Source organism: Nostoc sp., from assembly GCF_036917455.1.
Lineage (GTDB): Bacteria > Cyanobacteriota > Cyanobacteriia > Cyanobacteriales > Nostocaceae > Nostoc.
In genome coordinates this window covers 1-21,744 of record NZ_JBALDK010000153.1, presented here as the reverse complement: position 1 = coordinate 21,744, position 21,744 = coordinate 1, and the positions used below count along the sequence as shown (strand labels likewise).

Annotated in this window: 18 protein-coding genes; 5 read left to right on the top strand and 13 right to left on the bottom strand. The window is 41.2% G+C overall.

Annotated elements, in window-relative coordinates:
- Window positions 1–151: 151 nt before the first annotated feature.
- Complete coding sequence (locus V7K42_RS16755) at window positions 152–1,354, top strand: FtsW/RodA/SpoVE family cell cycle protein (protein WP_334917965.1); 1,203 nt, start codon at window positions 152–154, stop codon at window positions 1,352–1,354.
- Between the two features lie 249 nt (window positions 1,355–1,603).
- Here V7K42_RS16755 and V7K42_RS16750 read toward each other — a convergent pair whose 3' ends face one another.
- The 3 genes from V7K42_RS16750 to rpiA all read right to left on the bottom strand — a co-directional run bounded on the left by V7K42_RS16750 (window position 1,604) and on the right by rpiA (window position 7,505).
- On the bottom strand, window positions 1,604–3,922 hold the full coding sequence (locus V7K42_RS16750; RefSeq protein ID WP_334917963.1) for a COG1470 family protein: 2,319 nt from the start codon (window positions 3,920–3,922) through the stop codon (window positions 1,604–1,606).
- Between the two features lie 13 nt (window positions 3,923–3,935).
- The gene (locus V7K42_RS16745; protein WP_334917961.1) at window positions 3,936–6,170 is read right to left on the bottom strand and encodes a hypothetical protein; all 2,235 of its coding nucleotides are present in this window, start codon (window positions 6,168–6,170) and stop codon (window positions 3,936–3,938) included.
- Window positions 6,171–6,797: 627 nt separating this feature from the next.
- Window positions 6,798–7,505 (bottom strand): ribose-5-phosphate isomerase RpiA, encoded by a 708-nt coding sequence (gene rpiA / locus V7K42_RS16740; RefSeq protein WP_094341656.1) that lies wholly within the window; start codon window positions 7,503–7,505, stop codon window positions 6,798–6,800.
- A 298-nt stretch (window positions 7,506–7,803) separates the two neighbouring features.
- Between rpiA and V7K42_RS16735 the strand changes: the two genes are divergently transcribed.
- Window positions 7,804–8,478 carry an S-layer homology domain-containing protein gene (locus V7K42_RS16735; RefSeq protein WP_334917958.1) on the top strand — a complete coding sequence of 225 codons (675 nt, stop codon included), beginning with the start codon at window positions 7,804–7,806 and terminating at the stop codon, window positions 8,476–8,478.
- A gap of 34 nt (window positions 8,479–8,512) precedes the next feature.
- Here V7K42_RS16735 and V7K42_RS16730 read toward each other — a convergent pair whose 3' ends face one another.
- Window positions 8,513–9,754, bottom strand: coding sequence for a hypothetical protein (locus V7K42_RS16730; RefSeq protein ID WP_334917956.1), 1,242 nt, complete (start codon window positions 9,752–9,754; stop codon window positions 8,513–8,515).
- Window positions 9,755–10,184: 430 nt separating this feature from the next.
- Here V7K42_RS16730 and V7K42_RS16725 point away from each other — a divergent pair, with 430 nt between their 5' ends.
- Window positions 10,185–10,805: a CP12 domain-containing protein gene (locus V7K42_RS16725; RefSeq protein ID WP_334827904.1), complete on the top strand. Its 621-nt coding sequence runs from the start codon at window positions 10,185–10,187 to the stop codon at window positions 10,803–10,805.
- Window positions 10,806–11,112: 307 nt separating this feature from the next.
- Here V7K42_RS16725 and V7K42_RS16720 read toward each other — a convergent pair whose 3' ends face one another.
- From V7K42_RS16720 to V7K42_RS16700, 5 genes are all read right to left on the bottom strand, one after another.
- On the bottom strand, window positions 11,113–12,228 hold the full coding sequence (locus tag V7K42_RS16720) for an LptF/LptG family permease (RefSeq protein ID WP_334917954.1): 1,116 nt from the start codon (window positions 12,226–12,228) through the stop codon (window positions 11,113–11,115).
- A gap of 342 nt (window positions 12,229–12,570) precedes the next feature.
- Window positions 12,571–13,299: an LPS export ABC transporter ATP-binding protein gene (lptB, locus tag V7K42_RS16715; protein WP_094328037.1), complete on the bottom strand. Its 729-nt coding sequence runs from the start codon at window positions 13,297–13,299 to the stop codon at window positions 12,571–12,573.
- A gap of 30 nt (window positions 13,300–13,329) precedes the next feature.
- Entirely contained in the window at window positions 13,330–13,827 is a 498-nt protein-coding gene (locus V7K42_RS16710; RefSeq protein WP_334917951.1) for an LptA/OstA family protein, read from the bottom strand.
- Window positions 13,828–14,061: 234 nt separating this feature from the next.
- A complete protein-coding gene (locus V7K42_RS16705; protein ID WP_069068209.1) occupies window positions 14,062–14,454 on the bottom strand; it encodes a DUF309 domain-containing protein in 393 nt (130 codons plus the stop codon).
- Window positions 14,451–14,816, bottom strand: coding sequence for a ferredoxin thioredoxin reductase catalytic beta subunit (locus tag V7K42_RS16700; RefSeq protein ID WP_174713643.1), 366 nt, complete (start codon window positions 14,814–14,816; stop codon window positions 14,451–14,453). The genes V7K42_RS16705 and V7K42_RS16700 overlap by 4 nt, the downstream gene beginning before the upstream one ends.
- Window positions 14,817–15,272: 456 nt before the next feature.
- On the opposite strand from V7K42_RS16700, the gene V7K42_RS16695 reads away from it, so the two are divergent.
- Window positions 15,273–15,929 (top strand): PEP-CTERM sorting domain-containing protein, encoded by a 657-nt coding sequence (locus V7K42_RS16695; RefSeq protein WP_334917946.1) that lies wholly within the window; start codon window positions 15,273–15,275, stop codon window positions 15,927–15,929.
- 140 nt (window positions 15,930–16,069) lie between these two features.
- Here V7K42_RS16695 and V7K42_RS16690 read toward each other — a convergent pair whose 3' ends face one another.
- Window positions 16,070–17,233 carry a DUF58 domain-containing protein gene (locus V7K42_RS16690; RefSeq protein WP_334917944.1) on the bottom strand — a complete coding sequence of 388 codons (1,164 nt, stop codon included), beginning with the start codon at window positions 17,231–17,233 and terminating at the stop codon, window positions 16,070–16,072.
- 310 nt (window positions 17,234–17,543) lie between these two features.
- On the opposite strand from V7K42_RS16690, the gene V7K42_RS16685 reads away from it, so the two are divergent.
- Complete coding sequence (locus V7K42_RS16685; protein ID WP_334917942.1) at window positions 17,544–17,987, top strand: DUF29 domain-containing protein; 444 nt, start codon at window positions 17,544–17,546, stop codon at window positions 17,985–17,987.
- A 158-nt stretch (window positions 17,988–18,145) separates the two neighbouring features.
- Here V7K42_RS16685 and V7K42_RS16680 read toward each other — a convergent pair whose 3' ends face one another.
- The 3 genes from V7K42_RS16680 to typA form a co-directional block, all read right to left on the bottom strand.
- Window positions 18,146–18,733: a Uma2 family endonuclease gene (locus V7K42_RS16680; RefSeq protein WP_334917940.1), complete on the bottom strand. Its 588-nt coding sequence runs from the start codon at window positions 18,731–18,733 to the stop codon at window positions 18,146–18,148.
- A gap of 90 nt (window positions 18,734–18,823) precedes the next feature.
- Window positions 18,824–19,024 (bottom strand): hypothetical protein, encoded by a 201-nt coding sequence (locus V7K42_RS16675; RefSeq protein ID WP_334917938.1) that lies wholly within the window; start codon window positions 19,022–19,024, stop codon window positions 18,824–18,826.
- A gap of 118 nt (window positions 19,025–19,142) precedes the next feature.
- Window positions 19,143–20,933 (bottom strand): translational GTPase TypA, encoded by a 1,791-nt coding sequence (gene typA, locus V7K42_RS16670; RefSeq protein ID WP_334917936.1) that lies wholly within the window; start codon window positions 20,931–20,933, stop codon window positions 19,143–19,145.
- Between the last annotated feature and the right edge of the window lie 811 nt (window positions 20,934–21,744).

Here is a 21,744-nt window from a genome sequence, read left to right as displayed (position 1 = left end):
CAACGCAATTTGTCAGAAATATTAATCGAGCCGTGTATTAAAGTTGACAACTCTAAGATTTATGGTTGTCAAGCCTACTTATAAGTTATAAGTTATGATTTATGAGTTTTATTTCTAACTCCTAATTCTTAACTTTTTACCTGTACTGATCGTGAATCTACGCCGCCTGATTCCAATTTTTGATAGTTCAGTCTCCAACTGGGCACTAGAAGCGCGGTTGTTGCGCTGGTTAACGTTGATTTGGCTGTTCGTCGGCTTGATCATGCTATTTTCAGCATCCTATCCTGTCGCTGATGCCCGTCAGAATGATGGATTGTACTATTTTAAGCGTCAACTACTTTGGGTTTTAGTTTCCTTGATCGGATTCAATATTATTGTTAATTTGCCATTGCAGAAAATTTTGGGAGTATCCCATTGGTTTTTGTTGCTGTTTTTGGCGTTAATTTTTGTCACACTGATCCCAGGATTGGGAAAAAAGGCTTTTGATGCAGCGCGTTGGATTTCGATCGGGCCGGTTCCGATTCAACCCTCAGAATTAATTAAACCCTTTTTAGTACTACAAAGTGCGCGGCTTTTTGGTCAATGGGAACGAATCAGTTGGCGAATACGCTTGGCTTGGCTGGGTATTTTCGGTCTGGTACTTTTAGGAATTCTTGCCCAGCCTAACTTAAGTACAACAGCACTTTGCGGTATGACTATTTGGCTAATTGCTTTAGGAGCTGGCTTACCTTACAAGTACCTGGGAGGAACCGCAATTGGTGGAGTAATGTTGGCAATACTCAGTATTAGTATTAAAGAGTATCAACGTAAGCGGGTGATGTCATTCCTTAATCCTTGGGCGGATGCTACAGGAGATGGCTACCAGTTGGTGCAAAGTCTACTCGCCGTGGGTTCTGGTAGAACTTGGGGTTCTGGATATGGGCTTTCTCAACAAAAGCTGTTTTATTTACCCATTCAGGATACCGATTTTATTTTTGCGGTGTTCGCCGAGGAGTTTGGCTTTGTTGGCAGTATGGTGTTGCTGGCACTTTTAGCGACATTTGCCACTCTTGGATTAATTGTGGCGCTGAAGGCTAAAAACCCAGTGCATCAATTGGTAGCGATCGGCGTGACGATTTTGATGGTAGGACAATCATTGCTCCATATTGGTGTGGCTACAGGTTCTCTTCCGACTACTGGCTTACCTTTGCCCATGTTTAGTTATGGTGGTAATTCCATGATTGCTAGCTTAATAGCTGCTGGGTTGCTGATTCGAGTAGCACGCGAGAGTAATGAAGCTGAGGTCGTTCCGTTGCAAAAACCCCTGCTGGAAAATGGGCGCAAACGTCGGAGTTTTCATAAAACCAGGAATTGACCTACACTGTGGATGAATATTTAACACTTTTAAATACTTACTCGCCATACATCAAATTAGAGCCACACAGCAAAAAGTCTTTACTTTTAGCGTTGAGGCATTGCATAGAAGATAAATTTGGAGGCACTCTTCAAGCTGCATACATTTTTGCTTTTGGCATCTCTCAAAAGGTATAGTTTATGAAATTTGGTAAGTAAGATTGTGCTGGATAGATATCTTAACAATTAACTTACCAATGGCGATCGCTTGTTAAAAACCTTGCCTTAGAGGTAAGGGACTCTTAAATGGGCTATTGTTGGGTGGCAGAGGAAGTGGAATTGGGTTAATCCTAGGTGTAGGAGTAGGTACTACTTTTTTGATAACTGTGATTGCAAATCCTCTTTGCTGGGGTTGTTGCTTATTAGATATATCATTAACTTGCAGCGAAATTTGAGATGGGAAGGCTAGATTGACTGGAAGTTGCTTTGAGCCAGCTAGTGGAACGTCATCCCCGTATGGCTGAAGTTTAACCTGAATATTCTCTCCCTCTACTCTCCAACTCAGAGTAGCAGTTGTTCCTTCTTTCAATTCTAGATTTTGTTGTTCACTACCGTTGATTGTGAAAGAAACAATCTTAAATGGTTTAGGCAATATTTCTATTTTAGATTCAGTCTTTTTAGCACTAACTTTATCACTTCCATTATTAGGAAAAGCTTTGATTTCAAAGCCAAACTTACCAGCTTTGTATGCTGTTAGAGGAATATTTGTACATCGTAGCTGTTGATTTGGTTGTGTACACAGCTTTTTAAGCTTAGGGTCTGCAAGATTGCCTTGATTAAATTTATAAGTAATTGGTTCACTATACGATGTACCATCATCTGCACTACCAGCAAGTTGAACTTTTGCCAACAATAATGGACGGGCAATTGTCCAACCTAAAAGAATATTTTGACCTTTTATATACTGTAGTTTATCTGTTTGGAAACTAAGCACTTCAGGAATTTGTTTTTCGGCTATTTCTACTTGGGTTGTTTGGCTGACGACTTGAGTCTTTGGAGAAAGGATTTCTATGCCATTACGATAAAAAGCTTGTAATTCAAAAGTGTAATTTCCTTTGGTTTTAACTCCTGTTTTAACATTGCTACAAATTAGCTCTTGTTTTTCTTGTACCTGACAAGGAGGTATTTCATTAGTACTTCCTTTACCCAATGTTTCAGGAATGCCATTCCTAAAATCATAGGTAATAGGCTGAATTGCTTGGGAACCTTTAACCATCAGAATCAACATTTGCAATTGTTGATAATTGTGAATATCCCACTTCAAAGCTACCTCATCCTCTTGTTCAGTAATTCGAGGATTATTAGCACTGAAATTTTCTAATCTTAAAGGGTCGGGGTTTAAAACTCGCCAGATGATAAATCCTATCCCTCCCAATAATCCCAAAATTGCCAAAATTAACAGAAGAAATTGCCACCAAGGACGAGGTTTCCATACCAAACTTCCTTGGGGTAATGTATTAGGTAGGGGTAAATTTTCTTGGTCTTTGATATCGAGTTGAAAGTTCACTACTAACCCTGCACCAAACCAAGGTCGTCGCCACCAAGGTCTAGGTTTGACCGTTAAATTGGACACCGCACTTCTATTAGGTAATAATCTGACTTCAGTCGGATCGAATTTGTAAGTATATAGTTCTTCTTCGTCTCGACTTTTTAAGTCTAATATCAGTTCTCGGACAATATTACCCTGGTTTGTTAGTGATAATTCGTACTTGCCAAGACTCCGGCTAACTTGTCCCAAAATGGTATTAAGTTCTATATCTAGGCGATAATTTGTTGGAATCTGGATATATACCAAATCTAGTAATACTAAGTCGGGAGAGTTTTCTGAATACAAACGGATTGTCGGAGAATAGCTTCCCGCGAGGGTATCCCCAGGTGGGTGAAATTTCAACAAGATTTGACCTTGAGTACCAGGATTGAGTTCTAGTGCAGTCACATCAGATACCAACCCTGTACCCTCAAATCCAGTTGTCGGATAATTGATTGTGAACCAGTCTTCATCTAAATCTGGGCAACTCAAGCGAAACCTGTCTACGAGATAAGAGCGATTATCAACTATTACCTCCACTTGCAGAAATTCACTAGTATTGAAAATTAGCGGCTTATTAGGGTTGGTGTTTGGTCTAAGGGAAAATGTCGGGTCGTTGACCCGAATTGAAGTCTGTTCTTTGAGCATAACCTTGATTTGGTTGGGGAAGGTTATGGGTGTATCTTGGGGATAATGTTGAGGGGAATCAACGACTAATGTATAGTCATAGGTTCCGGGGAGAGCATTTGCGGCGATTTGAAACTCAAATTTTACTTCGTCACTATTCTGTTGTGGAGCTAATGCTAAACTTTCTCTTGGCGAACTAGACCAACCGGTTAAATTTTGAAATACTTCGTCAAAAACGAAATATAAGTCAATAACCGCACTTTGATCTCCTTGATTAATCACAACTATATAAAGTTCGATAGTATCTCCTGGCATCCCAAATTGAATTCCAGGTGGGTTGATAATAACTTGCAGTGGATTAAATTTAGCTTGCATGTCATTGACTCCCTTATTTGATGTGGTGTAGTTTGACCTGAAAATCTTCACTACCACTCACAATCATGGTTCCTTGATTAGTTTTCAAGTCGATATTATTAATTTTTTTAGAACTTTGGTAAATTGTTTTACCTTCTGCTGCCTTTATTTTGTCGAGTTTGTGTTCAGGGGTTAAGTACCAAATCACCACTCGTCCATCATCGCCACCACTTACTAAGAGACTACCATCTCCACTAAATGCCAGACTACGCACAGATGTTTTTGATGCTGGCCAGCGATCTATTGGCGAACAATTGAGTTCATTGACTTTTTCTTGCGGATTGGGATTTTTGCGAGTTTGGCACTGATTTAAATTCCAAATCGTAATGAATCCCGCAGAATCAGAGGTTGCTAGGATTTTTTCTGCCGAGTTAGGAATAAAAGCCAATCCCCAAATATAGTCTTCACGCCCAATTAATGGGTCTAGTTTTTCTAGATTTTGCACTGATAAAGCTGGGAATTGTTTATCAGATCGGGTTGGATTCCATTGCCACAAGATGAAACGCTTAAAGTTTCCAGCAATTACTAGAGTTTTTGCATCTGGGCTGAGATTTAATGCCCGGACTTGGAAACCTGATAGTTTCAATGTACTTTGTACATCGATAACTTGCGGTTCTGGCAGAAAATCGCTGTTAGGTGCCGATCTTGACCATACTCTAACTTTACCACTGCCATAGCCACTGAATAAGTTAAGTGAGTTTGAGGTGAAAGCTAAGTCAAAAACGCGATCGCCTTTTGCTTTAGGATCTTTAAGGTCTTGAAGTTCCCTAATCTTTGCACCTGATGGTACATCTCTGAGTTCAATTACACCATTATCTAGACCAACAGCAACACGATCGTTTTGTAAAGGCATGAAGCGTAAGACTTCTACAGCATCATCGGTAATCGCCATCAAACCCTTGGGCTGTTGGCGTTGATCGCAAGCAACGGGTTGCCCAGGGTATGTTACTGTATCATCGGGGTCTAAACTATCAGCACCAATTCTCCAAAGTCTTAATGTACAATCATCTGAGCCACTGACTACAGATAAACCAATGCCACTAAAACGCACTGAGTTTACAGAACGTGTATGCATTACATCTCTTGGTTGCAGTAATAATGCTAGGAGTGCGGCTAATAGCGCGATCGCAGCTAGCTGTAGCCATAGAGGTATAATTGGCTGAGTCTCCACTTCTAATGTCTGCGTAGCTGGGTCTGTACTCCCTAAACGTTGATCGGATAATTCCGATTTGGCCTCTAATAAGAGAGTTTTGCCGATTCCTACCCAAGGGCGTTTTGTTTTTACATCGAGGATAACTTTACTTGTCTCTCCTAGATGGAGATTGGCAACTTCAGGAAGCTTTTTGAAACTGCATTTTCGCCAGTCTCTACCCTGTACTTGCACATTAATTTGCTGATTGAGGTTGCTAGCATTTTTAAATAGTAATTCAAAAGAAGCTGTATGAGATTTCCAGTCAGGCAACCATGCCGATTTACTAGGAATTTTCAGGTGTTTTTGGGTAGTGGTAAAGTCTATAAAACCCACTGGTAAGACTTCAATGTTGCCTTCAGCATTAGTTGGATAACCATTATTGCTAACAGCTTCAATAGTAAAAGGGTAATTTTGGCTGGGCGCTTGCACTACAGAAGGAGGCTGACATTGAAATGTGGCTTCTGCTAATCCACCTGGATCTAAAGATAATCGACGTTCTGCACTACCTGTTAGCCAAGATGGATCGACACCTGTAAAACGTAGCACCACATTAGTTTGTTGTTGCCCCAAATTCCGCACCCGTACAGGTATATCTACAGAATTGCGGGGATAAACTTGGAACTCTCGCACTGGCAATTCTACACTTAAATGTGTTGGTCTGTTGTCTCGCTCGATTTTCAGGCGCAGCACAAGTCTGCACTGTTGCGCTAATTGTGGTGAAAAAATATTCACCATCAGGTTAACAGTACCGACAAATCCCGGAATAGGTGTATTGAATATGAAGACTTGGAAGATAGTACTGCTGCCTGGTGGTTTAGCTGCTGCCACCTCTGGTTCGAGTCGATACCAACGATATCCTGTATTCCGGGTTTCTCCGGCGGCGGTAATTTCTATCTGAAAATTGACAAAGCGATCGCTATCATTATTGACAGTTACCTCAAATGATACAGGAGTATCACCTGGACGAAAGGTTAAGTTCTGAGTAGAAAGACTGGCATTAATAACGCTTTTTTCCATACTATTACTTATAATATTTTTTTATACTCTGGATGATTAGCACTATTAAAAAATTAATGTCTGCGAAAACGTGACTATCGCCAATGGTAATAATATCAGTATTGTTACTAATATTGCTGCTATAGGAATCCGGTTTTATTTATGACAAGATACGTAAGGTGCGTTACGAACTCTGTTCTAAGACACCTACAATACCTAATTTTGTTCAAAAATCAAATAGTAGTCCTATATGTCAGCCTAGTAACAGGCTTATTTAAAAATGGGAAGAAACTTCACAATTCATTAATGCAGAGTTAGATGAAAAGGGCAATTTAATAAATATTGGGTAAGACGTGGGTAAAGTAGCGATCGCCCCAATGTCCGATGAAGACTATAAATTTTGGTTAAATTAGTATTTTGATGAACTGAATCTTTTGATTAATTTTGGATTTTAGATGTCTCTAAAATCCAAAATCTATAACTCTTAAACCCGGATTTCTCACCAAGGAAAGAGGGGGAGCAGAGGAGCAGGGGAGCAGGGGAGAGTTCAAATACCAAGTTCTTTCCCCTCTGCCCCTCTGCCCCTCTGCCCCTCTGCCTCTCTGCCCCTCTGCCCATCCTTCCCCTCAAGCTTGTGAGAAATGCGGGTTAAAGTTGCCGCACTAATGGCTGACCATCTTTAACTTCACCGACTAAAACTAAATCGACACAGTTAACAAAGATGCCATTTTCCAGAACACCGGGAATGTTATTCAATATCTTTTCTAGGCTGACTGGATCTTCAATAGAGTCAAATCTGACATCTAAGACAAAGTTTCCTTGGTCAGTGATAACTGGGCCAGCTTTTTTGATACCCATGCGGAGTTCTGGTTTACCGCCGAGTTTTTTGATGGCATTGGTAACAGGAGTAATTGCCATTGGAATCACTTCCACGGGTACAGCAAAACTAGAACCTAAACGGTCTACCAACTTACCACTATCGACGACGACGATAAACTGCTCTGCTAGGTAGTCTACGACTTTTTCGCGGGTATGTGCTGCACCACCGCCTTTAATCAAATTCTTCTGCGGATCGACTTCATCTGCCCCATCAATGGCAATATCGATGTGGTCAATGGCATCCAAAGTGGCGAGAGGGATACCATACTGTTTCGCCAGTACTTCTGACTGAAACGAGGTAGGGATGCCAATGATATCTTTGAGTTCGCCAGACTTAAGGCGATCGCCTAAATACTGAATCGTATATGCTGTAGTTGACCCCGTACCCAACCCCACAATGGAACCCGACTTGACTAGGGCGGCGGCGGCTTTGCCAACTTCTTGCTTCATCAACTTTACGGGATCTGTTGCTGTCATTCCCAAAACTCCTGAAAAACTGACTATAGTCCATATTAGTGGGCAGATAACGTCAAAAGATGAAAGGTAAAAAACAAGTTTTTGCTGATTTCTACTTCCTTTATTAAGAACTTACAAAAAATAAAACATCCTAGTGTTCGGAACAAAGGAAAAGCTACACCCTACGTAGCTACGCAACATTGTCCAGCCTAAATTCGTCACTAGCTAAGTTACAGGTTATTAGGAACACCAAATTTTGCGTTAATCTCAGTAACGTAGTTTTTGAAATTCACGTTAGCGGCTAAAAGTGGTTATGGTAATGCGTCAGCTTTCAATTACTCTATCTTTAGTGGCACTACTGCAAAATTTACCAGCAATTGCTCAAGTGCCAGAAACTACTTCTGCAATTCCATCTGATTCCATTCAACAGGTAACTGCTGCTAAATGGATGACAAACTTTTCTGATGGCAAGTTTTATCCAGAAAGGTTACTGAGTCGGGCCGAATTAGCGTCAATTATGGTAAAGGCATTTCGGCTAGATAAAAGAGAAGCTGTTAGCAAAGAAAATTTAGTTATTCCAGATGTTCCTCGTTCTTATTGGGCATTTAATGATATACAGACAGTCTTAAAAACTGACATCATGAAAGGCTATCGGGGCAATGAATTTTTCCCTAATCAAAAAGTGACAAGGGCAGAAGCTCTGGCTATTTTCGCCCAAGCTTATGGTGTATTTCAGTTTCCTGATACTGCTGTGAATGAGATTCTGGCTTCACATCCAGATGAAAAATCTATCCCAACTTGGGCTAGAAAAGCGATCGCTACAGTAGCTAGTGAGGGATTTCTCAACACAGATGCCCAAGGCAATATTTTCCCATTGAAACCCGTTACCCGTGGAGATATGGCTTATGTATTGAGTAAATATTTACAACGACAACAGCAACAACCTGAAACACCAGAAGTTCCGATGATTCCAAATAGCCCACAATCACCCTAGCTAAATTTTATTTAGTCAAGCAACCTACTTACAATCAGTTTTGACCTGGACTTCTATACTTGTCTCGAAGTTGGCGAAGATATAAGGAATTAGACTGTGTTGGTTGCTGCTGCACATAATTCCCATAATTAGGCTGTGTTGGTTGCTGCTGCACATAATTTCCATAATTAGACTGTGGTAATTGTGTCGGCTGCTGCAAACCATAATTACCATTTATGGGGGTGACAATGCCTTGATTTGGCATCTGGCTTGAGTAAGGTGAAATATTACCTGGTGCGCCAGAGGTAACTGGGGGCGTTACTGGTGATACATTAGGCACTACCTGACCGTTATTGAAATTATTGTAGGGATTTTGCGGTAAGTTCGTACCCGTTGATGTATAACCTGTACCAGTAGTTAACCCAGTATTAGGCAATACCTGACCGTTATTGAAATTATTGTAGGGATTTTGCTGCAAGTTCGTACCCGTTGACGTGTAGCCCGCTCCCGTAGTTAATCCATTGCTTGGTAGAGAATTCTGACTAGGTAAGCTGTTAATAGGTGGCATTAACGTTGTTCCTGAGTCAGAGACTTGACCCACAGTATTTGGCACTGTTGCAGTACCATTGAAGCTAGATAGCTTCTGATTTGTCGATTGGTTGAGTGCTGCTTGCAGAGGGTTGATGGAGACAGAATTTTGAGTCTTATTGGTTTGATTTGTGAATCCAATTCCTAGACTAGAGGATGTTTGTTCGTCTCCTGTTGGTTCAGATGGTGCAGTTAAGGTATTAAGACCTAGAAACTGGTTATTACTATCAACTGTCCCCGTCCGCAACGAATTTTCTGCTTGGACAACAAAGGGATTTTTCAAAATTGGGGGAGTATCAGCCTTAACGCCTGAAGCCGGATTTAGCTTGGTATCGCTATCAGACTTTTGTTTGTTAATTACATCTTCTAATAAGCTCTTGCTATTTTTTTCCTGAGTCTTTTCCTTGGTAGTATTTGGCGTTACTGAGAGACTTCCTTGTTCAAAGTCATTAAACAAAACCGGTAGGTTATCAATATCGGCTGCGATCGCTCTGTTTTCGGCTGACAGGGAAGAGTCCGCAGGCGTTTGTGAAGAGACTTGGCTTTTTTGCTTATAAACAAAAATATCTGGGTTTGACCAGTATTCCCAAGTTACTAGCCCTACTACAGATAAAAAAATTGCAGTTCCCCAAAAACCAGGTCGCCCTAGATTCCATAACCTGGCTTTGAGATAGCGTAAGTATGCGGGAGGATAATGACGATGTGGCATGGGATTGGTAATTGAAATTTACTCGAAATCAGGAAAACTTGACGGGATCTGAAGGTGTTGCTGTTTAATGCTTTTGATTTCCTCAATAGGAAATATCTCAACTAAAGTTGGATAGTGATTTTATCCTAACTTCTCCATCAGTTATTAGTCATTACCAATAGACATGTAGTAGTCAAAAATTTACTTTTTAGCGGCTGGAGTCCTTGGGGAAGATTTTTGAGAAAGTTATAGCAATTTATGGTTAGTTTTTGGGTATCGGTCACATTGGATATCATCAGGAGTTGACCGTTGCTCTAAGTTTATTGTTGTAGCTGGACAAAAGTTCAACTTTTTTACTTTCTAGTTAGCAAACTGTGCGCTGCAATGCTTCGATACATACGCCTCTGAGGGCGCTGTGCCGCACTGTACTATTTACCAGGAGACTACACCAATGATGAGAGCTGAAGATATCATGACCAAAAACGTAGTTACCATTCGCGGTTCGGCGACTGTTGCTGAAGCAGTGGCGCTGATGAAGGAAAAAAAATTGCGGGCGCTGGTTGTGAATCGTCGCCATGACAATGATGCTTATGGTATCGTCACAGAAACGGATATTGTCTATAAGGTAATTGCCTACGGTAAAGATCCAAAGCAAGTTTGGGTTTACGAGATTATGAGCAAGCCCTGCATTGTGGTTAATCCTGATTTGGGTGTGGAATATGTAGCTCGGTTATTTGCTAACACTGGTATTCATCGCGCACCTGTGATTCAAGGCAAGCTGTTGGGTATCATCTCAATTACCGACATTTTGACCAAAAGCGACTTTGTAGAAGCCCCAAAAGCGCTACTGTTAGAGGAGAGAATTCAAAAAGCAATTGAACAGTCTCGCGCTATTTGCACTGAACAAGGTGCTTATTCTAAAGCCTGTGCAGCCGCTTGGGATGAGGTAGAAGAACTTCAAGCAGAAGCCGCTCATCAGAAAGCTGAGGGTATGGTATCAGCTAAAGTCTCTTTTGAAGAATACTGCAAGGAAAATCCAGATGCACCGGAATGTCGAAATTATCATCCGTAATTGAAGTGTGAGGATGAAGAGGAAAGAGGCAGGGAGCAGGGAGCAGAGGGAGAAGAGGTAATTTTTTATGGGAGCAACGCGAAAAAGTGAGATCCTCGTGAAAAGAGCAGGGGAGGCAGGGGGAGCAGGGGGAGCAGGGGGAGCAGGGGGAGTGAAGAGGAAACTTTAGTATTTTTTACGACCTTTATAGCTACAAATACACTTATTTCTTTCTCTTCCCCTGCCTCCCCTGCCTCCCCTGCTCCCCCTGCTCACAAAATCGCATTGCTCCCTTTTTTATTCTCTCTCTTGCCCCCTCTATCTCAATTTAACGTTTGGCAACTCGCATCAATAAGAATAGACCGATTCCGAAGAAAAAAAAGTTGGGCAACCAAGCACCCATAAAGGGAGAGAGGACACCTGCTTGCGCGATCGCACCACTAATAAAGAAAATTAAATAGTATGAAAAAATAACTACAACGCTAATCCCAAAGCTGGTACCTCTTCCAGTTCGCTGGGGTATACTTCCCATTGCTGCACCTACTAAGCCAAAAACTACGCATACAAAGGGTAAGGAAATTTTTTGTTGAATCCGTACTTCGAGTTTACGAATTTTTTGGCGATCGCCACCGAGAAGTTCTACTTGTAGCTGATCTAGTGCTTCGGCAATATTCATCTCACCATAATCACGGCTTTTTTCTGCCAAACTTAATGGCGTGCGCGGTAGTTGCAGTTGTTGGTGTTCAAATTTGACGATGTTGCGATAAGAGCGATCGGCTGCAACAAAATAAATAGTACCGTTGTAAAAATCCCAGACATTTTGAGAAGGATTCCACTGAGCAGATTCTGATACTACAATTTGATTCAGATTTTTTGTTGAGCGGTCTATAATTGTCAAACCTTTCATCCGCTTACCATCAAATTGGTCGGCATAAAACAAGCGTGACAATATCCTATTTTTAGAGCCATCGGGCTGTGTAACATCTTGGTATTCAGGATAGAAAATATTTTGCTGATTAAAAGTGGGCTTGTCTGACTTAAGGGCTTTATCCAGAGTCATCGCTGCTTGGTAATTTGCTGCTGGTGCAATTTGTTCGTTGAATATAAATGTCATTCCTGTGACTACAAGACTCAACATCACAGCAGTTAGCACTATGCGATAGACGCTGACCCCACAACCACGCAGGGCAATTAGTTCGCTCTCACTCGAAAGACGACTGTAGGTCATCAAAGTAGCCAGCAGCGTAGACATAGGGAAGGCTAAAACGATAAAGTTGGGAAACTTTAACAAAAAAACCTGAATGGCAATGTCTATGGGTAGCCCAGATTCTACAATTTTTCTGATGAGATCGAATACAGCATCAATTGTGACACCAAGTGATGAAAAAGCTCCGACACCAAAGAAAAACGGCGCTAACAATTCGCTAGCAAGGTAACGATCCATGATCGTAAAAGGTAGCAGCGAACGGAGCTTGTAGAAAGACGGGAAGTTCTTTGATATCATAAGCAATTTGAACAGTTAAATATTGGCAACCCTGATGAAGGTAGGGGGCAGGGAGAAGGGGGCAGAAGTAAAAAAATAGTCTTCAGATTTGGTGTTGTAGTTTAAGTTTTTTACCTCATTTAGTTGCAAAACTTAGTTGCAAACGGCTGTATTTAGGATCAAAATTTAGTTTTCAATGGGTAAGAAAGTAGAATAAAATAAATTAGATTAAAATTTTAATTTATTTAATTTAAATTAAATATAAAAATAGCCTTTGAAATTATTAACTAAATAATTGTAAATTTAAACTTGAAAATTATCCCCTAAATAATATTGCCGCACGAGGGAATTGCTGTAGAGTTCGTCAGCAGCACCAAAAGCGAGAATTTGTCCCTCACGCATGATGTAGGCGCGATCGGTGATGGCGAGGGTTTCGCGCACATTATGATCTGTAATCAAGATTCCCATGCCGCGATCGCGCAGTTGTGCGACAATTTGCTGTATTTCTGAAACTGCGATCGGATCGACTCCCGCAAATGGTTCATCCAAAAGTAAAAATTTTGGCCCTTCTCGGCCAGCAGCTAAAGACCTTGCTAATTCAGTCCGCCGTCGTTCACCACCAGAAAGTTGAATTCCTTTGCTATTGGCTAATTTTTCCAAGCGAAACTCCCGCAGTAAAGTTGTGAGTCGTCTTGACCACTCCCATCGTGGCACATTCGTTTGCTCTAGCACCAACAGAATATTATCCTGTACCGAGAGTTGGCGGAAAACACTTGGTTCTTGTGCTAGATATCCAATACCCAGTCGCGCCCTTTGGTGCATTGGCATTCCCGTAACATCCAGATTACCCAGCCAAACTTTTCCTTGATTGGGCTTTTCTAAACCTGTGGCAATGTAAAAGGTCGTCGTTTTACCAGCCCCATTGGGGCCTAGTAAGCCAACGACTTCGCCCTGAGCAACAGAAAGATTGACACGATTGACAATTACTCGCTTGCCGTAAGATTTGTGAATATTCTCTAAAACAATTTTCACGCTGGAAGCACCCTTTCTTGCTGGTAAATTCTAATTTGAAGGCTTCAAAGGGGGTGTTTTTGGGGTAGGTGCCGCAGTTTGTCCACCATTATCTGATTCCTCGATCATGTAGATAGACTCTACCTGACGGTTAGATTGGGGTAAGGCAACGAATCGCCCTTCATCAATTAAATACGTTACCTTCTCTGCCCGAATACTGTTACCGCCCTGTTGCAAAATATAGACGTTGCCACTGAAATCAATTCGGCGTTCTTTACTAAAGTACTGTGCTTGAGCAGATGTTGCCTGAAGTTGACGAGCCGGATACAACATTTGCACGTTACCGCGAGCGGTAATTACTTGATTTTTCGCGTCATATTCTTGCACATCAGCGCGGATGGTGAGGGGCCGATTGTCTTTAGATGTTTGTGCAGTAGCGGTTTGCACTTGGGTAGGGAAGGCAAAAGCGCCCCAGAATGCAGCTGGGAGCATTAAAGCTAATCCCAAGCGACGTATCTGGGATATGGGCAATTGATAGCAGGGCATCATAGCAATTGGGGATTTAGGATTTCAGCTTGCATTCTAATTATCTCAAGTACTTTATCCAGATATGAAATAATCCAATCTGGAGTGATTTCCGATAACTACTGGCTGAAATAGTGACGCTACCCCCAACCTCAAGGTTTCAGGTAATTGGTATCTGAGTAAAAATGATGTAGGCAGAATTCAGGAATTCTGCCTAGCAAGGATTTCGGGCGACGCATAACTAATTTCACCAGAAGTCTAATCAGTAGTCAGCACAATTTTAGGTAAAGATAAGATTTGATCTTTTCCCAAATCGCCAGATGTAATCTTATCTGGCCCTATTTGTTGTAATGTCGTCAACAATGCTGCGCTCTGACTCAATAGTTCATCTACATCAACGCCACCGTAACTAGATGGGTAACGCCGTAGACGATTGCCACCTTCTCCCAAGAGAATAACTGCACCTCGCCAGTTCCGATTTTCCAAATGATACAGTGCTACAGAAATTTGGAGAATACCTTGATAAAAGGTTTTTTCTGGTTCGCTGGCTTCAATCCATAAAGCTTCTAAAGTGTCATGACAGGCGTAGAACTGACCAGAATTGAACTGTTCTACGCCTTGCCAAAACTCTTGGGGGATGATTTCGCTCATCCCATACTGTCTCGGACTTCTTTAATTGTTTCGAGAGAGATGTCTTGTTTTTCTCCAGCGAACTCGTTGTCAGAGGTAAGGAACAACATACAATGGCACTCTTTGCGTTCTCTCATTGGCACACAAGGACAGTTCCAATACGTGGCATGAACTTCAGCTTCTTTATCTTCGTAATGGCGACAGGGACATAAAGGCGCACCTAGTTCGTCTTTGTGTTTGGCTAACCCTTCAATCACAACTGCGGTAACAGAAGGTTCAGAACAGAAGTATGTTCCAGTCCGCTTGGCGTATTGTTCAGAAAAATGCCGCATTGCCTCTAGGCTTCTATCGCTGGATTTTGTGTTATGTTCTGATGTGATCATGTCGCTCATAATTTAAATATTTCTTTGCATTGTACCTCAGCCTCATGTGGGGATTATTGGGTGGATTTCCCCAACCTTACCCGCCCAAATTGTTTTAGTTTCGCTCAAAGGCTGATATGTCCGGCATACTGGGATCAAATAAAATCTAGGAAATCACAGAAGCTTACTTCTAAGCTAATAAAAATCAAAATTACATCTTGAGGCAGAATTTAAAAGCCAAGAGGTTGATTTATTCTTACCAAAAAACGATTCTGTGACGCATCTAAGGGTAGATATGGAGTGTGCCCCTTTCCAAGTTTTTGTATTCTTTACTTGATTTATCCATTGTACTGAGTTTTATTTATCATAACTTTATAATGATTTATTAAAAAAATAATTAAAAGAACTTGTCTATTTTGCTACCTAGTGTAAACTCTGATGTGTTTCATAAAACAAGAGTTACAACTTCTACTATTTATGACCACTTCAATCATTGCGAAAAAATTATCGACTGCTGCGATCGGAGCAACAATCATTGTTTTGGGAATAGGAGCAGTAGCACAAGCAGCTGTTTTAACATTTGATGATATAGCCCCTATTCCAGGTTTCACTCTAATTCCTAACGGCTACGGTGGATTTAATTGGGATAATTTTTACTACGAGAATGGCTCGAATGCTACCTCACGTTCAGGGTATGACAATGGCAGAGTGTCAGGAAACTACGTTGCTTTCAACGGGTTTGGAAACCCAGCCCTAGTCAGTGATGGTGTTTTTGACTTCAACAGTACCTATTTAACAGCTGCTTGGAATGATGGTCTTTCGGTTACTGTAGAAGGTTTAAATAGCGGTGCAACCCTGTATTCAAAAACTGTGGTTGTAGATACGACACAGCCAACTTTAGTTAATTTTGATTATTTTGGTGTTGATGAATTAAGGTTTACGTCCTTTGGTGGAGTTGAGCCAGATTATCTTGTAGAGACTGGTGGTAGGGGGACACAGTTTGCGCTAGATAACTTTACCTTTAATGAAAAAGCTACATCTGTTCCCGAACCTACATTGTTAACAGCACTACTGGCAATCGGGGCTTTAAATGCTGGTTCGGTATTAAGACGTAAACAGCTAAAGCAAAGTTAACTGAAACCTTGCCAGAATACCTAGAAGTGGTGGCTATACGAACAAAATCCACCTCTGTGGACTAAAAGCTTTACAATCTGTAAAGGTTGGCTTTGTTCGTATAGCCCTTCTAGCGTGTAGTTTTTTGGTGAAGGTATCGATCAATACGAATGTAATGTTTTTTGTAGTTGGGGTTGCAGAGGGCGATCGCTTTGCAAAACTATACCAGGATGATCCCGATTGATTATCTCTTGTTCTGGTAGTGAAGAAATATTTGGCCACAAAATCCAGCGACTACCTTGAGGAAGAGTAGCAACACTCAGAGGATTCTGACTCAGCCAAATCAAGGGATAACTTTTAGGAACTACTGAACTGGCATCTTCTAGGGCTGTTGTTGCTGCTAAAGTTTCTAGTACAAAGCGATCGCCTTTGATTAAATCTGTTGATGCTGTCCATAGTTGCACCTGTAATTCCTGCTGCTGTGCGTAAAAGTACAGCGAAGCTGCGGCAATTACTGCTTGTTCAAAGTTTTCTTCTTCCCAATTACTAGCGCTGTCCAGGGCAATAACTATTTCTTGTCCACCTGTTACCATTTCTAACTCCCGCACCCTTAATTCCCCATAACGGGCGCTAGTCCGCCAATGAATTAGACGGGTGGGATCTCCAAGGCGATAAGGACGGAGCGATCGCACTAGCCCCGTTGTCGCTGTCTGCAAGGGTCTACCACGAGGATCGCCCCTTTTGCTCTCTTCTTGCCCCATTTCGTCTACTAAGGGGCAGGTAGCCAAGGCTAACACTGTTGGATAGACGATCGCTGTGGCAGCACAATCACGCTGACGGCGACACCAGAATAATCCTAAAGGCGCACCAGAACCAAGTTCGACTGTGTGCCAACGATAAACGCCCCGGCGCTGGGTAGACTGGTAATATACCCAACGGTAACTACCTTGGCTAGGAATTGTTTCGATTGCTTTTTGTACTGGTTTCCCTAAGACGAAGGGTAGTATATCCTCGACTTGCAACAGGCTAACAGGCTGCTGTGTCTGATTGCAGATTTCTAATTCCACAGTTAGATCGTCGCCGGCTGACACAGGTTGCATGGGACGGCGGGTGATAGATAGACCTGTGAGCGATCGCGGCGGTAAGATTGCTGCTACACCCAAAAGGGCAAAACTAATGCCGCTAATGGCATACAGCCAACCAGCCATCGTATTGATACCTGCTCCAAAAAAACAAATAGCTGTTACTGCTAGCACCCAACCGCCATAAGTAGGGGCACAAGCACGGGTTTCTAACCAATTGGTGATGGGTTTGATGATTTTCATGTTTCTTTTTTAACCCAACACCACCAAAAATTCACAGTGTTTCAGGGGTTGTGTCTGATGTTCTTATTGAAACCTCTCTATATTTGGTTTATGACTGCTTGCCATTTCAGCGAATTCATACTCAGGACGTGATTCATCTTCTATTTCGTTTTCAACTTTCTTGTTCATAAAACCTCTTCTCCTGGCGGGTAGCATTTCCGGCATTGATAATTCGTATCTTTTCCCCTCTATAAATTGGTGCTTTGCATCTATAAATTTGTAATCGTATATCATGAAATTAGGGAATGTAGGTAGATAGATAGGTAAAAATATGACAATTACTACCGACTTAAAACAACTCTATGAAACTGATGAAAATTTATGGTTAGAAGAAACCATTAAATTATTAAAACAAGGACAGTTTAGCCAACTTGACTTAGAAAACTTAATTGAGGAATTAATCAGTTTGGGAAAAAGAGATTCAGCTAAGGTCAAAAGTCTTTTAAGACAAATCATTATTCATTTATTATTACTTCAATATTGGCAAATAGAATATGAAAGTAATTATCGCCATTGGATTGGAGAAATTAAAACCTTTAGATATGATTTAAATAATCATCTAACCACGAATTTAATGAATAAGTTACAGGATGATTTAGAGAAGATTTATCAAAGTGCAGTTGATTTTGTGCAAATTAAAACCAATTTAAATATTTTTCCCGAAAAATGCCCTTATATTTTGGCACAATTATTAGATGACAATTATTTACCTTAAATATATAAACTTTAGATAGATTAATATTAAAATACATACAATAAAACTTCAAAAATAATTAACCGAAGATAACCTTAGCAACCTGGGAAAACCATGCACCGACAAAATTGTATAAATAATTCAATTATATTCAGCTTTTGAATTTGCCTTAACTAATATCAATTTTTGCGCTGTAACCAAGCAAAGACTTCATTAACAGAGAGCGCCAAATTCAAATCTTCTAATACTGGTAATATATCTTGTCCCGATAACAAATATGGTAAAGAATTAGGCTGATAAACTAAAATGCAGCGTTCACTTGGATCGATCAACCATCCTAGCTGACTACCATTTCTCAAACAGTGTAAAATATTGCCAGTGACTTTAGTTTGACTTTGAGCTGGGGAAAGAATTTCGATAACCCAAGCGGGTGCAAAATCAATACCACTACTAATAATTTCACCATTTTCATCTAGTGGTATTTGATTGGTAGAGATAACAACCACATCAGGAACTACTGAACGATTACCGCAGGTACAGCGCAATTCAGGAAAAGCTTCGTAGTTACTACCCAACGCATCAATCACTGCAACTAAACGTTTTTGCAATAAACTGTGTTTAGCCCCTCCCATTGGTTTCTGAATTGCCTCTTTGTTAATATATTCCCAAGCTGGTGACTCTTCAATGTATGGAAGTTTTAAGAACTCTTCTAGAGTCGTGCTTTGTGGAACTGTAATTTTTCCTTGCGTCAACTCAATATTTTTCATAATTCGGTTATAAGCATAAGCAGGTCAGCCGTTGGAACAAGTGGTTTTTCAACAGGTTAGCTTTCACAATATTCACTTTCCTTGCGTTCTTCATAAAACATCTTTACATCTTGTGAGCCTCTGCATAAATGCGTAGTGCCGCAGCCATTTTTTTTCATAATCCTCGCCTTGAGATTGGAACAAAGCCAGCGTTTCAGGATCTACTTGGACAATAACATTCATTGGTGTTACAGGTTTCCACCACCGTGACTTACCGAAAAACTCCTCGGTTAACGTATTGATATCCAGCATTTTTCTAGAAATTACTCTCTGGAATAACGTATGTAAAAGCTGGTCAGGTGTGTCCAAAATCAATCAATAACAAAAAGCCCGCCAATGCGGGCTTTTTAAATCAATTAAGTAACTAAACTTAGCGTTTTGCTAATTTCTTCGACATCTTCCGCAGACGAATCGATTGGGGTGTAACTTCAACCAATTCATCGGGGCCAATGTATTCCAAAGCACGCTCTAGGCTCATGTCTATTGGTGCTTGCAACTGAACCAATTCATCACCACCAGCAGCGCGGTGGTTGGTCAACTGCTTGGTTTTACAGATATTTAGTTCCAAGTCTTGCGGACGATTGTGTTCGCCGACAATCATGCCTCTGTAAACCTTTGTACCAGGAGTAATAAAGAATGCTCCTCTATCTTCGGCGTTTCTCATGGCGTAGAAGGTAGAAACACCCTCTTCAAAGGAGATTAAAACACCTTTGTTACGGGCTTCAATATCACCGCTCAGTTGACGGTAATCTAAGAAGCTGTGGTTCATGATGCCTTCACCACGAGTCATCCGCATGAATTCACCCCGGAAGCCAATCAAACCACGGGCGGGAATAACAAACTCTAGTTGGGTGCGATCGCCACTACCTGGTTGCATATCTTGCATTTCGCCTTTGCGTTGTCCCAGGCGTTCAATACAACTACCCACAGCATCAACAGGAATGTCTAACACCAAGAGTTCATAAGGTTCGCAAGGATGTCCATTGACTTCGCGGTAAATAACCTGTGGCTGAGATACCTGAAACTCAAATCCTTCCCGGCGCATGGTTTCAATTAAGATACCCAGGTGGAGTTCTCCACGACCGGAAACTAGGAATTTATCGGGAGAATCGGTTTCTTCAACCCGCAAAGCTACGTTGGTTTCAAGTTCGCGGAATAAGCGATCGCGCACTTGTCTTGATGTCACCAACTTCCCTTCTTGACCAGCAAAGGGCGAATCATTCACCCAGAAGGTCATTTGCAAGGTTGGTTCATCCACTTTAATTAGTGGTAAAGCTTGTGGTTCATTGGGGTCAGTAATTGTTTCCCCAATATAAGCATCAGCGAAACCAGCCACAGCGACGATATAACCTGCGGTTGCTTCTTCAAGGTCTACACGCTTCAGCCCTTCAAAGCCCATCAACTTAGTAATTTTACCCTTGACAATAGTGCCATCTTCTGTTACTAAAGCCGCTTGTTGTCCTGAGCGGATAGTACCGTTGTGGATTCTGCCAATCACAATTCGTCCTAGATATTCGGAATAATCTAGGGTTGTGACTTGCAATTGCAGAGGTTTATTACTATCACCCACAGGTGATGGAACGTGTTGCAGAATCGCGTTAAACAGGGGTTGCATGTCTACCGATTCGGCTTCTAAGCTGTCCTTGGCAAAACCTGCCATACCGGAGGCAAACAGATAGGTAAAATCACACTGGTCTTCATCTGCTCCTAATTCCAAGAACAGATCCAAAACTTTATCGACAGCAATGTGGGGGTCAGCTTGTCCACGGTCGATTTTATTGATTACAACAATGGGGCGCAGCCCTTTTTCTAAAGCTTTTTTGAGGACAAAGCGCGTTTGCGGCATGGGGCCTTCGTTGGCATCGACAATCAGAAGACATCCGTCAACCATGCCGAGTACACGTTCAACTTCACCACCAAAGTCAGCGTGTCCAGGAGTATCAACAATATTTATTAGTGTTTCTTTGTAGCGAACCGCCGTATTTTTAGACAGGATAGTAATACCCCGTTCCCGTTCTAGGGCGTTGGAGTCCATAACGCAATCCGGAACGTCTTCGCCTTCGCGGAAAATGCCGGATTGTTTGAGGAGTGCATCAACCAAGGTGGTTTTACCGTGGTCAACGTGGGCGATAATGGCGACGTTGCGAATTGGGAGCGTCATAGAAACTTTTGGTGAACTCTATATGGGGTTTTGAGATTTACATTTGAATGCTAGGCTGTTTTAACAGAATTGGGTACCATCGGCAAACTCTGTAAAGAACCTTTAACAATTCTAGCGTAATCGTCACAATTGCGGTGAGTTTTGTAAATGCTGCTGAGATAGAAAGTTAGGCGGGCTAAATCGTGTGCTTAAGGTGAAATTATTTACCCGATATTCTTAGAAACCATAACCGAGATAGTTGAAGGGTAGGTAAATGTCTGGTTAAAATTTCTTAGATATTTTTTGCACCGTAAATTAGCTTGACCTCTGCAACTATTGACACCAGCATTTCTAACTAGTGTTGTCCTCTCAAATTTCGATCTCTGGGAGCAGTTTTACTAGCGAATTTTTGAGAAATTAAATACTATCACTACCTCCAGAATTAGATGAGTTTCTCTTGCAGGAAAAATAAACTTTTTTATCTAGATATAGAGTCGTAAATAATTTGTCAAAAGAAATTAACCGTACTGGCGCAACAAAGAGAGGGGCATTGGAGGTTTTGACTACTCATTTAAGATTGCTATATTTATCTACCACTTTTTAAAACCTGAGATAATTTTTATTTTTGTACTCAGCTATTAGGAAGATTTTAGCAAAGTTCTTACTTTTAATTTATAGATTAGATAATCCAATCTCAAATCCTTTAATAGCATGACCTGCAAAGAATTGTTTTATGCCTGTATCTGCATGGTATTTAGGATTACACCTAACAATAGCTGAAATTTTTTATTCAGACTAATGAGAATTTATGTTCATGGGATATAACTAAATA

Excerpts from the sequence above, each read along its gene's own strand:
- V7K42_RS16750 (WP_334917963.1), bottom strand. The coding sequence starts at position 3,922 with ATGCAAGCTAAATTTAATCCACTGCAAGTTATTATCAACCCACCTGGA.
- V7K42_RS16745 (WP_334917961.1), bottom strand. The coding sequence starts at position 6,170 with ATGGAAAAAAGCGTTATTAATGCCAGTCTTTCTACTCAGAACTTAACC.
- rpiA (WP_094341656.1), bottom strand. The coding sequence starts at position 7,505 with ATGACAGCAACAGATCCCGTAAAGTTGATGAAGCAAGAAGTTGGCAAA.
- V7K42_RS16735 (WP_334917958.1), top strand. The coding sequence starts at position 7,804 with ATGCGTCAGCTTTCAATTACTCTATCTTTAGTGGCACTACTGCAAAAT.
- V7K42_RS16730 (WP_334917956.1), bottom strand. The coding sequence starts at position 9,754 with ATGCCACATCGTCATTATCCTCCCGCATACTTACGCTATCTCAAAGCC.
- V7K42_RS16725 (WP_334827904.1), top strand. The coding sequence starts at position 10,185 with ATGATGAGAGCTGAAGATATCATGACCAAAAACGTAGTTACCATTCGC.
- V7K42_RS16720 (WP_334917954.1), bottom strand. The coding sequence starts at position 12,228 with ATGGATCGTTACCTTGCTAGCGAATTGTTAGCGCCGTTTTTCTTTGGT.
- V7K42_RS16710 (WP_334917951.1), bottom strand. The coding sequence starts at position 13,827 with ATGATGCCCTGCTATCAATTGCCCATATCCCAGATACGTCGCTTGGGA.
- V7K42_RS16705 (WP_069068209.1), bottom strand. The coding sequence starts at position 14,454 with ATGAGCGAAATCATCCCCCAAGAGTTTTGGCAAGGCGTAGAACAGTTC.
- V7K42_RS16700 (WP_174713643.1), bottom strand. The coding sequence starts at position 14,816 with ATGATCACATCAGAACATAACACAAAATCCAGCGATAGAAGCCTAGAG.
- V7K42_RS16695 (WP_334917946.1), top strand. The coding sequence starts at position 15,273 with ATGACCACTTCAATCATTGCGAAAAAATTATCGACTGCTGCGATCGGA.
- V7K42_RS16690 (WP_334917944.1), bottom strand. The coding sequence starts at position 17,233 with ATGAAAATCATCAAACCCATCACCAATTGGTTAGAAACCCGTGCTTGT.
- V7K42_RS16685 (WP_334917942.1), top strand. The coding sequence starts at position 17,544 with ATGACAATTACTACCGACTTAAAACAACTCTATGAAACTGATGAAAAT.
- V7K42_RS16680 (WP_334917940.1), bottom strand. The coding sequence starts at position 18,733 with ATGAAAAATATTGAGTTGACGCAAGGAAAAATTACAGTTCCACAAAGC.
- V7K42_RS16675 (WP_334917938.1), bottom strand. The coding sequence starts at position 19,024 with ATGCTGGATATCAATACGTTAACCGAGGAGTTTTTCGGTAAGTCACGG.
- typA (WP_334917936.1), bottom strand. The coding sequence starts at position 20,933 with ATGACGCTCCCAATTCGCAACGTCGCCATTATCGCCCACGTTGACCAC.